The sequence below is a fragment of the Phenylobacterium sp. RIFCSPHIGHO2_01_FULL_69_31 genome (assembly GCF_001824475.1).
Lineage (GTDB): Bacteria > Pseudomonadota > Alphaproteobacteria > Caulobacterales > Caulobacteraceae > Phenylobacterium.
The window spans coordinates 70,578-84,031 of record NZ_MHXN01000003.1; the positions used below are offsets into that span (position 1 = coordinate 70,578).

At 71.2% G+C, this 13,454-nt stretch carries 13 protein-coding genes; 7 read left to right on the plus strand and 6 right to left on the minus strand.

Going from position 1 to position 13,454, the window contains the following annotated elements:
• Nucleotides 1-8 precede the first annotated feature (8 nt).
• From A2790_RS00555 to A2790_RS00570, 4 genes are all read right to left on the minus strand, one after another.
• Nucleotides 9-1,232, minus strand: a complete 1,224-nt coding sequence (locus A2790_RS00555) for a nitrate/nitrite transporter (RefSeq protein WP_293387042.1) — start codon at nt 1,230-1,232, stop codon at nt 9-11.
• Nucleotides 1,233-1,469: 237 nt separating this feature from the next.
• The gene (locus tag A2790_RS00560) at nt 1,470-2,579 is read right to left on the minus strand and encodes a CmpA/NrtA family ABC transporter substrate-binding protein (protein ID WP_293386763.1); all 1,110 of its coding nucleotides are present in this window, start codon (nt 2,577-2,579) and stop codon (nt 1,470-1,472) included.
• Nucleotides 2,576-3,154: an ANTAR domain-containing protein gene (locus A2790_RS00565; protein ID WP_293386764.1), complete on the minus strand. Its 579-nt coding sequence runs from the start codon at nt 3,152-3,154 to the stop codon at nt 2,576-2,578. Before A2790_RS00565 ends, A2790_RS00560 begins: the two co-directional genes overlap by 4 nt.
• 148 nt (nt 3,155-3,302) lie before the next feature.
• Nucleotides 3,303-6,587: a carboxyl transferase domain-containing protein gene (locus A2790_RS00570; RefSeq protein WP_293386765.1), complete on the minus strand. Its 3,285-nt coding sequence runs from the start codon at nt 6,585-6,587 to the stop codon at nt 3,303-3,305.
• Between the two features lie 100 nt (nt 6,588-6,687).
• Between A2790_RS00570 and A2790_RS00575 the strand changes: the two genes are divergently transcribed.
• Together A2790_RS00575 and A2790_RS00580 are read left to right on the plus strand one after the other, a co-directional pair.
• Complete coding sequence (locus tag A2790_RS00575) at nt 6,688-7,554, plus strand: 50S ribosomal protein L11 methyltransferase (RefSeq protein WP_293386766.1); 867 nt, start codon at nt 6,688-6,690, stop codon at nt 7,552-7,554.
• 73 nt (nt 7,555-7,627) lie between these two features.
• Nucleotides 7,628-8,020 (plus strand): hypothetical protein, encoded by a 393-nt coding sequence (locus tag A2790_RS00580; protein WP_293386767.1) that lies wholly within the window; start codon nt 7,628-7,630, stop codon nt 8,018-8,020.
• On the opposite strand, the gene A2790_RS00585 is transcribed toward A2790_RS00580, so the two are convergent.
• Complete coding sequence (locus A2790_RS00585; protein WP_293386768.1) at nt 8,017-8,361, minus strand: GIY-YIG nuclease family protein; 345 nt, start codon at nt 8,359-8,361, stop codon at nt 8,017-8,019. The two genes, A2790_RS00580 and A2790_RS00585, sit on opposite strands and share 4 nt — an antisense overlap.
• 106 nt (nt 8,362-8,467) lie before the next feature.
• Here A2790_RS00585 and A2790_RS00590 point away from each other — a divergent pair, with 106 nt between their 5' ends.
• The 5 genes from A2790_RS00590 to A2790_RS00610 all read left to right on the plus strand — a co-directional run bounded on the left by A2790_RS00590 (nt 8,468) and on the right by A2790_RS00610 (nt 12,934).
• Entirely contained in the window at nt 8,468-10,282 is a 1,815-nt protein-coding gene (locus tag A2790_RS00590; protein ID WP_293387044.1) for an aminopeptidase P family protein, read from the plus strand.
• The gene (locus A2790_RS00595) at nt 10,282-11,112 is read left to right on the plus strand and encodes a class I SAM-dependent methyltransferase (protein ID WP_293386769.1); all 831 of its coding nucleotides are present in this window, start codon (nt 10,282-10,284) and stop codon (nt 11,110-11,112) included. Before A2790_RS00590 ends, A2790_RS00595 begins: the two co-directional genes overlap by 1 nt.
• On the plus strand, nt 11,109-11,831 hold the full coding sequence (locus tag A2790_RS00600; RefSeq protein WP_293386770.1) for a LytTR family DNA-binding domain-containing protein: 723 nt from the start codon (nt 11,109-11,111) through the stop codon (nt 11,829-11,831). Before A2790_RS00595 ends, A2790_RS00600 begins: the two co-directional genes overlap by 4 nt.
• 116 nt (nt 11,832-11,947) lie before the next feature.
• On the plus strand, nt 11,948-12,409 hold the full coding sequence (locus A2790_RS00605) for an SgcJ/EcaC family oxidoreductase (protein WP_293386771.1): 462 nt from the start codon (nt 11,948-11,950) through the stop codon (nt 12,407-12,409).
• A 45-nt stretch (nt 12,410-12,454) separates the two neighbouring features.
• Nucleotides 12,455-12,934: a nuclear transport factor 2 family protein gene (locus tag A2790_RS00610; protein WP_293386772.1), complete on the plus strand. Its 480-nt coding sequence runs from the start codon at nt 12,455-12,457 to the stop codon at nt 12,932-12,934.
• On the opposite strand, the gene A2790_RS00615 is transcribed toward A2790_RS00610, so the two are convergent.
• Nucleotides 12,931-13,440 (minus strand): CBS domain-containing protein, encoded by a 510-nt coding sequence (locus A2790_RS00615; RefSeq protein WP_293386773.1) that lies wholly within the window; start codon nt 13,438-13,440, stop codon nt 12,931-12,933. The genes A2790_RS00610 and A2790_RS00615 overlap by 4 nt on opposite strands.
• Between the last annotated feature and the right edge of the window lie 14 nt (nt 13,441-13,454).

Below are 13,454 nucleotides of genomic sequence, written 5' to 3' on the forward strand. Positions count from 1 at the left end.
CGATCCCCTTAGAGTCGCAGGGCCGAGGCGGCGGCGCCGGCCAGTTCCGGCCAGGTCTTGCGCCACCGGGCCTTCACGCCGGTCAGGCCGACCAGGGCGAGCAGAGCGAGGCCGCCAAAGGCCAGCAGGCCCAGCTGGTACGAGCCGGTCGCCTCCTTGGCCCAGCCCAGGCTGGCGGCCAGGTAGAAGCCGCCGATGCCGCCGGTCATCCCGACCAAGCCGGTGACGACGCCGATCTCCTTGCCGAACCGCTGCGGGGCGAGTTGGAAGACCGCCCCGTTGCCGGCGCCCAGGGCCATCATGGCGAACATCATCAAGGCTAGAGCCACCCAGGCGCTGGGTTGCTGGAAGCTCACCAGCGCCAGGCCAAGCGCCGCCAGGACATAGACCACGGTCAGCGTCCGAACGCCGCCGAACCGGTCGGCGAGCGCGCCGCCCACGGGCCGGACGAACGAGCCGGCGAACACGCAGGCCGCGGTGAAGAAGCCCGCGGTGACCGCCGGCAGGCCGTACTCGGCGTTGAAGTAGATGGTCAGCGACGACGAGAGACCGACGAAGCCGCCGAAGGTGACGCCGTACAGCGCCATCAGCCACCAAGCGTCGCCCGTCCCCAGCACGCTCATGTACTCGGCCAGGGTCTTGGGCGGCGGCCGGTTCGGCGCATCCTTGGCGAAGACAAGGTACACCACGAAGGCCACAAGCAGCGGCAGGGCGGCCAGGCCGATCACGTTCTGCCAGCCGAAAACCTGGGCGAGGCCGGGCGCGAACAGCGCAGCCAGGGCGGTGCCTGAGTTCCCGGCCCCGGCGATGCCGAGCGCAAGACCCTGGTGCTCCGGCGGATACCAGCGCGAGGCCAGCGGCAGGGCCACGGCGAACGAGGCGCCAGCCACCCCCAGGACCACGCCCAGGGCCAGGACCTGATGGTAGCTGTGCACGCCCAGGAACCAGGCCACCGCCAGCCCCGCCAGCACGACGAGCTGGCCGATGAGGCCGGTCTTCTTGGGGCCGATGTGGTCGACCATGACGCCCGCCACCAGGCGGAGCAGCGCGCCCGACAGCACCGGCACGGCCACCATCAGGCCCTTCTGCGCCGGCGTCAGCCCGAAGTCCTTGGCGATCGCCACGCCCAGCGGGCCCAGGACCACCCAGGTCATGAAGCTCAGGTCGAAGTACAGGAAGGCGGAGAGCAGAGTCGGCGTGTGACCCGACTTCAGGAACGAGCGGCTGACCATTGGGAATTCGGCCCCATGCTGGAGTGGACAGGCGGCGTCGCCGGGAAAGGGAAGGCTCAACCTCGAGCCGATCCGGAAGCCGCGAACGCCGTTGTCCTGGGCCGTGAACCTAAGAGACCGCAGTCGTAGGCCATGGTCACGGGGGATAAGCCTGCGGGCCCCGCCGATCTCGCTGCAGTGCAAAATTCAGGCGCCGGAATTGCGACCGGCGCCTCCGAATTGGGCTAGGCGACGGTATCAGCCCGCGGAAACACGCCGACTCCGAGCCTCGTCGGCATACGCCTGGGCCGTCGCCAGCCGGAATGGCCTCTCGCTTCCGAAACCCTCTAGCACCTCCAGCGGCGGCGCTTCCGGCATGCCTAGCGCCGCCGCGGCGATCGCGTAGAGGTCGGGGCGATAGACGCGGCGCGCGACGGCTTCGATGTCGATGGTGGGATCGATGTGGGACCACCTTGCCATCTGGCTCAGCAGCCAGGCCGCATGAATGGGCTGCGGCGCGCTGGCGCCGCCCGCGTGGAAGATCATGTCTGCCAACGACGCTTCGATCACCTGGGCCTCGGCGCCCACGTAGTCCGGCTGGGCCAGCATCATGGCCAACGCCGCGCGGTTGGCCGGGTCGTCGGCCCAGGCGCCGGCGCGCAGCATGGCGCGCGCCAGGGCCTGCAGCTCGTCGGGGCGGGCGTTCGCCCAGGCCTCCGTGACCGTGAACACCTTGTCCGGCGTGCGCGGCCAGAACTGCGAGCCGCGCACCACCACCTGCCCGGCGCCGGCTGCCACGGCGGCCGTGTCCCAAGGCTCGGTGACGCAGAAGCCCTCGACCACGCCACCCACCAGCAACTCGGTCATCCGCGACGGCGGCGCGATGGTGAGCCGGACGTCGCGGTCGGGGTCGATGCCTGCCCGGGCCAGCCAGTCCCGCAGCAGGTAGTTGTGGACCGAGAACGGGAAGACGACCGCCAGGGTGATGGGGCTCGCCCCCTCCTCCCGCCGCCGCGCCACAAGACGTGCGAGGCCGTCGGCCGTCTGGCCCTCGCCGATGACGGCCATCAGCCGCGAGGCCACGGTGATCGCCGGGCCGTTGATGTTCAGGGCCAGCGGGGCCGCCAGCGGCGTCGCCTCTGCGCCGGCCGCGCCCAGGCTGATCGCCAGGGCGGTGGGCGCGAGCATGTGGGCGCCGTCCAGCGCGCCGACGCTCATCTTGTCGCGCACCGTCGCCCACGAGACCTGGCGGCTCAGCTCGACGTCCAGGCCTTCGGCCGCGAAGAAGCCCTTCTCCTTCGCCGCGATCAGCACGGCGGCGTCGTTCAGCGCGATGAAGCCGAGGCGCAGAGGCCGTTCGCCGCTCATGACCCGTTCCCCTTCAGCACCCCGGCGAAGGCCACGAGGTCCGCCGCGACCGCGCCGATGGGACGGCCGGTGTCCATGGAAAGCTTGCGCAGCACGCGATAGGCGGCCTCTTCCTCCAGCCCACGCTCCTTCATCAGAAGGGCCTTGGCGCGCTCCACCGTCTTGCGCGAAGCAAGGTCAGCCTTGGCCTTCTCAAGGTCCTGACGCAGGCCGTTCATCAGCTGGAAGCGGCTCATGGCCACCTCCAGCACCGAACGCACCCGGGCCGCCGAGAGGCCGTCGACCACATAGGCGGACACCCCCGCCAGTACCGCCTGCTCGGCCAGCCCCCGCTCGGATCGGTCGACGAACATGACGACCGGCCGCGGGTTGGCCGCCGTCGCCTCGCGCAGGCTCTCGATGGTGTCGCGGTCGGGGCTGTCGGACGCCACGACGATCACGTCCGGCCCGAACACCGCCGCCTCGACCTCGTTGAAGATCGAGGCATGCCGAACCTCCAGCGGCTCGACGCCGGCGAGGCCTTCCGCCACGAGGGCGGCGCGGGCTGGGTCGGGATCGACGACAAGGACGCGCATGCCCGCCGACTAGGCAGCGGCCGCCGCCAGCGTCGCCATCGATCCCCGCCGCGCCCGCCACGGCGGCCAGCGACGCCTAGCGGCTGATCAGGCGGCGCCGACTTCTTGGGCAGAATAGCCCGCGGCGGACGGTCTCACGCAGACCGGATCACCAGACGTCGATGAACGAGCGCGTCTTGGCGCCCGGGGACCGGGGCGGGCAGGACTTCACGCCGCGCACGATCCAGTCCCGGGTCTCCGCCGGGTCGATCACGGCGTCGATCTCGTTCACCTGCGCCACGGAGATCGCCTTGCCGGTCTGGTACATGCGTCCGACAAGCTTCTGGAAGAGCGCCTCGCGCGCGGCCGGATCGGGCTCGGCGTCCAGCTCCTTGCGGTAGCCCAGGCGCACGGCGCCCTCCAGGCCCATGGGCCCGAACTCGGCGGTCGGCCAGGCGATGGTGAAGGCCGAGGCCGAGAAGTCGCCGCCGGTCATCGCCTGGGCGCCCAGGCCATAGCCCTTGCGCAGCACAACGGCGAACAGCGGCACGCTCATCCCCGCCGCCACCACGAACAGGCGCGAGCCCCGGCGGATGGCGCCGGTCGCCTCGCTGTCGGGGCCGACCATGAACCCCGGCGTGTCGCACAGGGATAGCACCGGCACGCCGAAGGCGTCGCAGAGCTGCAGGAACCGGCCGCCCTTCTCCGCGCCTTCGGAATCGATCGCTCCGCCCAGGTGGCGCGGATCGTTGGCGATCAGGCCCAGCGGCCGGCCCTCGATCCGCAGGAAGCCGGTGATCATCCCCCGGCCATAACCGCCGCGCAGCTCGATCCACGATCCTGTGTCGGCAAGGGTCTCGATGATGCGGCGCACGTCATAGGCCCGGACGCGGTTCTCAGGGATCAGGTGACGAAGCATGCGCTGATCGGCGCAGGCCCATTCCGCGACGTCGCCCTGGAAGATTCCCAGCAGTTGGCGGGCCGCTGCGGTCGCCGCCGCCTCGTCCGCCACAAGCAGGTCCAGCGCGCCATTGGCGTACTGCACGGCCGAGGGGCCGATCTCGTCCGGCGTGAACACGCCCAGACCACCCCCCTCGATCATCGCCGGGCCGCCCAGCCCGATGTTCGAGTATTCAGTGGCGATGGTGATGTCGGCGCAGCCGAAGAACACCGCATTGCCCGCAAAGCAGCGGCCGGAGTTGATCGCGATCCGCGGCGCATTGCCCGACAGCCGCGCGAAGGTGGTAAAGCTGGTGGTGTCCAGCGATGATGCCGACAGTCCGCCCACGTCCACATCGCCCGGCCGGCCGCCGCCGCCCTCGGTGTACCAGACCACCGGCAGCTTCCAGTGCTCGGCGAATTCCAGGATGCGGTCGGTCTTCTTGTGGCTGAAGTGGCCTTGCGTGCCCGCCAGGACGGTGAAGTCATAGGCCAGGGCCACGCAGCGCGCGCCGCCCACCTCGCCCACGCCGGTGACGATGCCGTCGGCCGGCGTGTTGGCCTGAAGGTCCTCGATGGAACGCCGCCGCTTCTGGGCCGCGATGGCCAGGGCGCCGAACTCCTTGAAGGTGCCGGGATCGAACAGGTCGTCCAGGTTCTCCCGCGCCGTGCGCTGGCCGGTGCGTCGACGCCGGGCCACTGCGTCGGGCCGGTTCTCGTCGAGCGTCAGGGCGTTGCGCGCGATCACCTCGGCCAGGTCCGGCCGGACCAGGTCCAGGTCGATCTGTTCGTCAGCCAGGGCGTGCAGGGCGTCCTCGCCGGGTTGTATGAAGGCGAGCGGCGCGCCTTCGTCCAGCGTCTCCCCGACCGCAGCGGCCAGGGCGTGGATCAGGCCGGCCACCGGCGCGGTGACCACATGCTGCATCTTCATGGCTTCCAGCACGGCCACGGGCTGGCCGGCGGCAATGGCCTCGCCAACCGCGATCTCCAGGCTGACCACGGTCCCGCGCAGCGGCGCGGCGGCGGGGTGCGTGCCGGGCGGGGTCGCTGCCTGCGTGCGACCCGCGGTTTCGGTTGCTTCAGCCAGGGGCTCGGGCGACAGCGCCTCGGCGCGCGCCAGCAGTTCGGGAAGGTTGGCTTCCAGGAAACCCGTGTCGGCGCGGCCCTCCAGGAACTCAGGGCGCTCGAGCACCGCGCGCAGCAGCGGCAAGGTCGAGGGCGCGCCCTCGATCCGGAATTCGGCGGCCGCGCGACCGGCGCGGGCGGCGGCAGCGGCCAGGGTCGGCGCCTGGACAATCACCTTGGCGATCAGGGAGTCGAACGTCGGATTGGTGCGGTAGCCGCCGTAGCCATAGCCGTCGACCCGGACCCCAGGGCCGCTGGGCGGCTCGTAGCGCGCCAGGACGTCCCCTGCGCCGCTGGTCACCTGCCCGTCGGCGCTCAACCACTCCAGGTTCACGCGCAACTGGATCGCCGCGCCCGTCACCGGCGGCGGCCCTTGATCGAGGCCGCAGTCCCCCAGACTGGCGCCGTCCGCCAGGCGAAGCTGAAGCTGGACGAGATCGAGGCCCGTCACCGCCTCGGTGACCGTGTGCTCGACCTGCAGCCGCGGATTGGTTTCGATGAAGGCGGCCGTCCGCCCGTCGCCCGCATCCAGGAGGTATTCGAAGGTGGCCAGCCCGCGCAGCCCGGCGGCCGTCGCCATGCGGACCGAGGCCTCCTGCAGCATCGCCCGGACGTCATCGGCCAGCCCGATAGCCGGCGCCACCTCGACCAGCTTCTGGCGGCGGCGCTGGATGGAGCACTCGCGGTCGTGGATCGCCACGGCCCGGGCGCCGTCGCCGGCCACCTGCACCTCTACGTGCCGCGCCCGTGGGATCACCGCTTCGGCATAGAGGCGCCCGTCCCCGAACGCGCCCTCGGCTTCGCGGGCGCAGGTCTCGTAGGCCGCGGCCGGATCCTCGCCCGCGGCCACGGTCCGCATACCGCGTCCGCCGCCACCGGCGATGGCCTTGATCATGATCGCGCCGACAGTGGCCTGCAGCGCGCGCACCTCGTCCAGGCTGGCGGAGGCCCCCGTGCCGGCCGCCAGCGGCACGCCGTGCTCGGCCGCGAAGGCGCGCGCCCGGGCTTTGTCGCCGAACAGGTCGAGCGCATCGGGACCAGCCCCCACGAAGACCAACCCGGCGGCCTCGCAGGCGCGGGCGAAGGCGGCGTTCTCGGAGAGGAAACCGTATCCCGGATGCACCGCATCGCAGCCGGCGCCGACCGCGGCGGCGACCATCCCGGCAACGTCGAGGTACGCCCGGGGGCCGATCCCTTCCAGCGGGACGGCCCGGTCCGCCAGGCGCACATGCAGGGACGTGGCGTCGTCCTGCGAATGGACGGCGACCGTCTCGATGCCGAGATCGGCGGCGGCGCGGGCGATCCGGATGGCGATCTCGCCCCGGTTGGCGATCAGCAGGCGCTTCAGGCGCGCACCTGTTCGGATTGGGGGCGTGACAGCATCGCCCACATCATAGGCGCCCCGGCCCCCGCGCCGGAACCCCGCAATTGTCACCGGGAGCCTGATCCCCCTCGCCTTTCGCCCGCCTTGCCGCTAGAGGCTCCGCCCCATGACCGCAGAGGCTGTCCAGATCATCGCCCGTGGGCCCCGCGCCGACGCAGAGGCCGCCGCCGCCGCCCTCGAGGCCGAGCCCGCGACGGAGGCCCTGACCTTCTCGATCCTGGAGGAGGACGAGGACAAGGACATCTGGCGGATAGACGCCTTCCCGAATGCGCCCGAGGAACAGGCCGCCATCGGCGAGGTTCTGGCCGGCTATCCGACCCTGCGCGTGGTGACCGAAAAGCTGGCCGACGCCGACTGGCTTGCCATGGCGCTGTCGGGGCTGCCTCCTGTGCGCGCGGGCCGCTTCTTCGTCTACGGCGCCCACGACAAGGGCCTGGCGCCGGCCAGCACCGTCAACCTCCGCATTGAGGCAGGCGCCGCGTTCGGCACCGGCCACCACGGCACGACCGTCGGCTGCCTACAGGCCTTCCACGACCTGCTGAAGGCGCGCCGTTTCGAGCGGGTCCTCGACGTGGGCTGTGGCACCGGCGTCCTGGCCATCGCCGCCGCCCGGACGGGGTCGCCCATCGCCGTCGGCACCGACATCGACGGGCCCTCCGTCCGGATCGCCAACGAGAACGCCGCACTGAACGGGGCCAACGCCCGCTTCGTCCACGCTTCCGGGCTGAACGACCCGCTGGTTCGAAACGACGGCCCCTACGACTTGGTGTTCGCCAATATCCTGGCCCCGCCGCTGGTAGCGCTGTCCCAGGATATAAAGCTGGCCCTGAAGCCCGGCGGCGTCGCCATCCTGTCCGGGCTGCTGCGCACCCAGGAGCGGCGGGTCCTGGCCGCCTACATGTCGAAGGGCTTCCGCCTCATGCGCCGCCTGCACCGCGACGCCTGGGCCACACTGGTGCTGCGACGGGCCTGACCGCCGGAACCCGACCTCTGCCGTGGCGTTCTTCCGCCGGTCCAAGCAGGGCCTTGAGAGGAAGGACGCGAACATGTCCGAACAATACGAACGCACCACGGTGACCCCCGAGCCCGAGCGTGTGGTGATCCGCGAACGCAGCGGCGGCGCCGGCTGGTGGGTGGCGGCCCTGGTGGCCATCGTCGCCCTGGTGGCCGTCTTCTTCTTCATGAACAACCCGGGCGCCACGCCGGACCAGCTCGAGGCCGCCCGCGATCAGGGGGCCGCCGAGGCCAGCCTGGCCGCCGCGACCCAGAGCGCCCAACAGGCCGCCACGACCGCCGCCCAATCCGCCCAGCAGGCGGCCGAGAACGCCGCCTCGGCGACCGAAAGCGCCGCCAGCGCCGCCGCCGCCCGGACCGACCAGGCTATCGACGACGCCTCGAAGGCCGCGCAGGAGGCGACCACGATCGAGCCGGTGAACTAACCCACGGCCTTCTTCGCGCCGAGCGCCGCCAACCAGTGGCGTTCGCGCGCCTTGATCAGGTCTGCGAGGCCGAGGGGCGTGAGTTCCTCGGCCTCAATGTTTTCAACGATCTCGAAGGCCATGGCCGCCTCGCCGTGGACGGCCCAGGCGGCCTGGATCGCCTTGTTCGTGTGGCTGCCCATGCGCAGGCCGAACCAATGTCGGGCCTTCTGGCCCTCCACGTTCGCCGCCCCCGCGATCCAGACGTCGCCGGTGGCGACGCAGCGCACGGCATAGACACCGGCCCGGGTCTTCCTCTCCTTGTAGTCGCGAATGGCCTCGCGGCGGCTCTGCTTATCCATGCCGATGGCATAGTCGAACGCCCCCCCGTCGTCAATTTTACCCGGATTAAATAAGGGCGACACTCGTCCCTTTGCCCGCGGCGGCCGAACCGCTTACATGCCGGTCATGCGCCAGACCTTCGACGAAAGCACCGATCCGTCCTTCGGCCCCCGGCACGTGCCGCTGATCCGCCAAGCCATGGCCGCTCAGGGGCTCGACGGCTTCCTCGTGCCGCATGAGGACGAGCATCAGAACGAATACCTGCCCGCTGCCAACGATCGTCTCGCTTGGGCCACCGGCTTCACCGGCTCGGCCGGCGCCGCGGTGATCCTTAGGGACAAGGCCGCCGTGTTCGTGGACGGCCGCTATACCCTTCAGGTCCGCGACCAGGTGGACGCCGGCCTGTTCGAGATCCGCGACCTCGTGGAAGGCGGCGTGCCAGCCTACATTGAGGCCGCGACGGGACGGGGCCAGAAGATCGGCTACGATCCTCGCCTGCACAGCCCCGACGCGCTCGGCCACCTGAAGGCCGCCGCCGCCAAGACGGGGGCCGAATTGGTCGCCGTCAACGACAACCCGCTGGACCAGGCCTGGGGCCAGGCGCGTCCGCCGCAGCCGATCGCCCCGGTGCTGCCGCACCCGGCCGAATTCTCCGGCGAGGACTCCAGCGCCAAGCGCGCCCGGGTCGGCAAGGCTGTACAGGCCAAGGGCGGGGACGCCGCGGTCCTGACCGCCCCCAGTTCCATCGCCTGGCTGTTCAACGTCCGCGGCGGCGACGTCATCCGCTCGCCCCTGCCCCTGGGCCAAGCGATCCTCAACAAGGATGGCACCGCCCGGCTGTTCCTCGACCCGGCCAAGGTCACCCAGGACCTTCCGGCCTGGCTGGGAAATCAGGTGCGGCTCGAGACGCCGGACGACCTGCCGGCCGCCCTCGCCGAGCTGAAGGGCAAGAGCGTGGTGGTCGATCCCGCCCAGTCCTCGGCGTGGTACTTCGACGCCCTGGACCAGTCCGGCGCCACCGTGATCCGGGCCGAGGATCCGTGCGCCCTGCCCCGCGCCCAGAAGAACGCGGTGGAGATCCAGGGCTCGCGCAACGCCCACGCCCGCGACGGCGCGGCGCTCACCCGCTTCCTGCACTGGCTGGCCACCGAGGGGCAGGTCAACCCGCCGGACGAGGTCGAGGCGGTCAGCAAGCTGGAGGCCTTCCGCGAGGCCACGGGCCAGCTCAAGGACCTTTCGTTCGACACCATCGCCGGGGCTGCCGCCAACGGCGCCATCGTCCACTACCGGCCCACCCAGCGGCTCAACAAGCGCGCCGAGCCCGGCTCGCTGTTCCTGGTTGACTCGGGCGCCCAATACCTGGACGGGACCACCGACGTGACCCGCACGGTCGCCATCGGCGAGCCCAGCGCCGAGATGCGGCAGCGCTTCACCCTGGTGCTCAAGGGTCACCTGGCCCTGGCCGCGATCCGCTTCCCTGCCGGCACCACCGGCTCGGCCCTCGACGTCCTGGCCCGCCATGCCCTCTGGATGCACGGCCTGGACTACGACCACGGGACCGGCCACGGCGTCGGCAGCTACCTGGGCGTCCATGAAGGCCCGCAGCGGATCTCCAAGGCGCCCAACACCGTCGCCCTGAAGCCCGGCATGATCCTCTCGAACGAGCCGGGCTACTACAAGGAAGGCGGCTACGGCATCCGGATCGAGAACCTCCAGGTCGTGACGCCAGCCGAGCCGATCCCCGGCGGCGAGCGGCCGATGCTGGGCTTCGAGACCCTGACCCTGGCCCCCATCGACCGGCGCCTGATCGACCGCGATCTGTTGACGGCGGACGAGCGCGACCAGCTCGACGCCTATCACGCCCGCGTGCGCGAGGTGATCGGGCCGCAGCTCGAGCCCGAAGTGCGAAGCTGGCTCGCCGATGTGACGGCGCCGATCTGATGAGCGAGGCCAACGCCCAGCAGGTCGCCTATTGGAACGAGTCCGCCGGCCCCACCTGGGCCGAGCTGCAGGCTCCGCTGGATCGGCAACTGGCGCCGCTCGGCCGGCGCGCGATGTCCGAGCTCGATCTGGGCCCCGGCCGGCGGGTCCTCGACATCGGCTGCGGCGCCGGCGAGACCACGCTGTCCCTGGCCCAGACGGGGGCGGAGGCCGTGGGCGTCGACATCTCGCGCCCATTGCTGGAGATCGCCAGAAGCCGGTCGGAAGGCCGGGCCGAGGTGACGTTCCTGGAAGCCGACGCCCAGACGCACCCGTTCCCGCCAGGCGCATTCGATGCGGTCTTCTCGCGCTTCGGCGTGATGTTCTTCGCCGACCCCGCCGCCGCCTTCGCCAACATCCGCCAGGCCTTGAAACCCGGCGGCAAGATCGCCTTCGTCTGCTGGCGCACGCCGGCCGAGAACCCGATCATGAGCCTGCCGATGCAGGCGGCCCTGGCCCATGTGGACGCCCCGCCGGCGCCGCCGGAGCCCGGCGCGCCGGGCCCCTTCGCCTTCGCGGACCCCGATCGCGTGCGGGCCATCCTGGCGGCCGCCGGCTTCGAGAACGTCGCCATCACCGCGCACGACGAGGCCATCGGCCCGGGCGACCTGGAGACCACGCTTGCCCTCGCCCTGCGGGTCGGGCCGCTGGGCGCGCTGCTGCGCGAGAACCCGGCGAAGCGGGATGCGGTGATCGCCGCCGTTCGCGCCGCGCTGGCGCCGTACGACGGCCCCGACGGGGTGAAGCTGGGATCGGCCACCTGGATCGTCACGGCGGTCTCGCCGGCGTGAGAGCCTGGGCGCAGGGCGGGCTGGTCGCGGCCCTGGCCGGGGCGGCGCTAGGCCTGCTCGGTCCCTTCGGAACCTACGGCGATTTGTCGGTCGCCGAACGGTATGCCTATTGGATCGGCCTGACACTCCTGATGTGGGCGCAGACCGCCGCCTTCTTCGCGGCCCTGCGCCGGGCGCCGAGCTTCCTTGGATGGCCGTTGTGGGCCCAGGCGGGCAGCGCCGCCCTGCTCGGGGCCGTCCCCACGACCTTTGAAGTCGCCTATGTAGAGGGGCTACTGCGGGTCGGCGGCGTGCTCACGCCCCGCTCCTTGGCCGAGACCTACGGCAGCGTGGCCGTTATCGCCGTGGGGCTGTTCCTGCCGCTGACCATGATCCAGCAGCGGCGTCCGCGCGCGCCCGCCGTCGAAGCCGCGAGCTTCACCAGGGCTCTCCCGACCGAACTGGGGACAGGGGTCGTCGCGCTTGCGGCGGAGGACCATTACCTGCGGGTCCATACCGACCGCGGCGACAGCCTGATCCATCACCGCTTCTCCGATGCGGTCCGCGAGATGGGCGACGCGGGGGTCCAGGTCCACCGTTCGTGGTGGGTCGCCAGCAACGCCGTGGAGCGGGTGGAGCGGGACGGCGACCGCCACGTCCTGGTGCTCCGCGGCGGACTGCGCGCGCCGGTAAGCCGGACCTATGGCCAGGCCGCGCGGAAGGCCGGCCTCATCCCCTGATCGCCACTGCCATTGGCGAAACCGTTCGCGATTCCACGAAACCCGCGTTGCGACCTTGCCGAGCTCCGCCCCATCAGCCCGTCGCCGGCGCGGATGCCGGCGCTCGGAGACTTTTGATGAAGACCCTGCTCGTTGCGGCCCTCGCCTGGGCCGCCGCCGGCGCCGCATTGGCCGCGCCGCCCTCCCCCGCCGACGTGCGGGCCCTGCGCGCCCTCGGCGAGGCGGCGGACGCCGCTTGGGACGCGCGCGACGCCGACCGCATGGCCAGCTACTACGCCGCCGATGCGAGCCTGTTGGTCGGCGGAGGCGGAACGGTTCAGCTGGGCCGCGAGGACATCCGCGCCTACTTCACCCGCGCCTTCGCCCAGCGCGCCGGCACAATGCGGCACATCAGCGAATTCCGCGGGCAGGATGTGGTGGCGCCGGACCTCGTCCTCACCGACCTCTGGGTGCGGGTGGAGGAGCGCCAGCCGGACGGGACCTGGAAGGAAGTGCGCCGCTTCAACAACATCTCGCTGGCCGTTCGCGAAGCCGACGGCTGGAAGATGAAGGCCGTGCGCGCCTATCCAGTGGGCTAGCGTGAAGCTTGGAACCCGTGTCTCCTCCCGCGCGGAGGAGACACCATGACGCCGCTGATTCCGACCGCCCTTGCCCTGCTGGCGCTCGCCGGCCCCGCCATGGCCGCATCCACACCCGACGAGAACGCCGCCATCAACACGGCCCAGCGATTCTTCGACGCCATGGCCGCCAACGACGGCGCCGCCGTGACCGCCATCACCCTGCCCGCCAGCGTCTTCACGGCCATCCGGCCGGCGCCCGGCGGGGGCGCGAAGGTCTCGCGGATGACCGTCGAGGAGTTCGTGAAGAACCTAAGACCTGGTCTGCACGAGGCCATGTGGGCGCCGCGGGTCTCCATTCGCGGCGGCATGATGGCGACCGTCACGGCGCCCTACGAGTTCAAGCTCGAGGGCAAGTCCACCCACTGCGGCATCGACGTGTTCGAGCTCGCCAAGGTGGACGGACAGTGGAAGGTGGCCAGCCTGATCTGGACCGCCGAGCCGGACGCCTGCCCCGAGCTCAAGACCCAGAAGGCCGCGGGCTAAGGCGCGACCCTGAAGCCCTCGGCCGGCGACACCCAGCGAACGCGCTGATCCAAAGCCGGCTGGCGCTTGCCGTCGATGCTCACCTGACCGGTCATCTCCTGATCCTTGGGAACATAGGCCGTGCAGACCTCTCGGTTCAGCAGCGGCGCATAGCCCGGCCGGACCGCCCGTCTCAGCGCTTCGGCGTTGGCCGCGTCGGCAGGCTCGCCGTCGATAGAGAACGCCGCCGCTTGCAAATCCCGCTCGGTGATAACCCCGCAGATTGCGCCGTTCTTCACGACCACTGGCGCACGGCTACGCATCACGATCCGCGGTTCTGGACGCAGCAGCACGGTGGCCGTGTTCTGGATCGTCCCGTCGGCGTCCTTCTCATAAGCGCCGATCGATGCACAGGTCTTCCGCGCGGCGTCGGGCTGGTAGCACTGGACCTTGCCCTCGAAGGCCGGCGCCAGCGGATCGTTCAGCGCAGCGGATGACGCGGCGAGCCAGAACGCCAACAGGATCATACGCAACTCCTCTC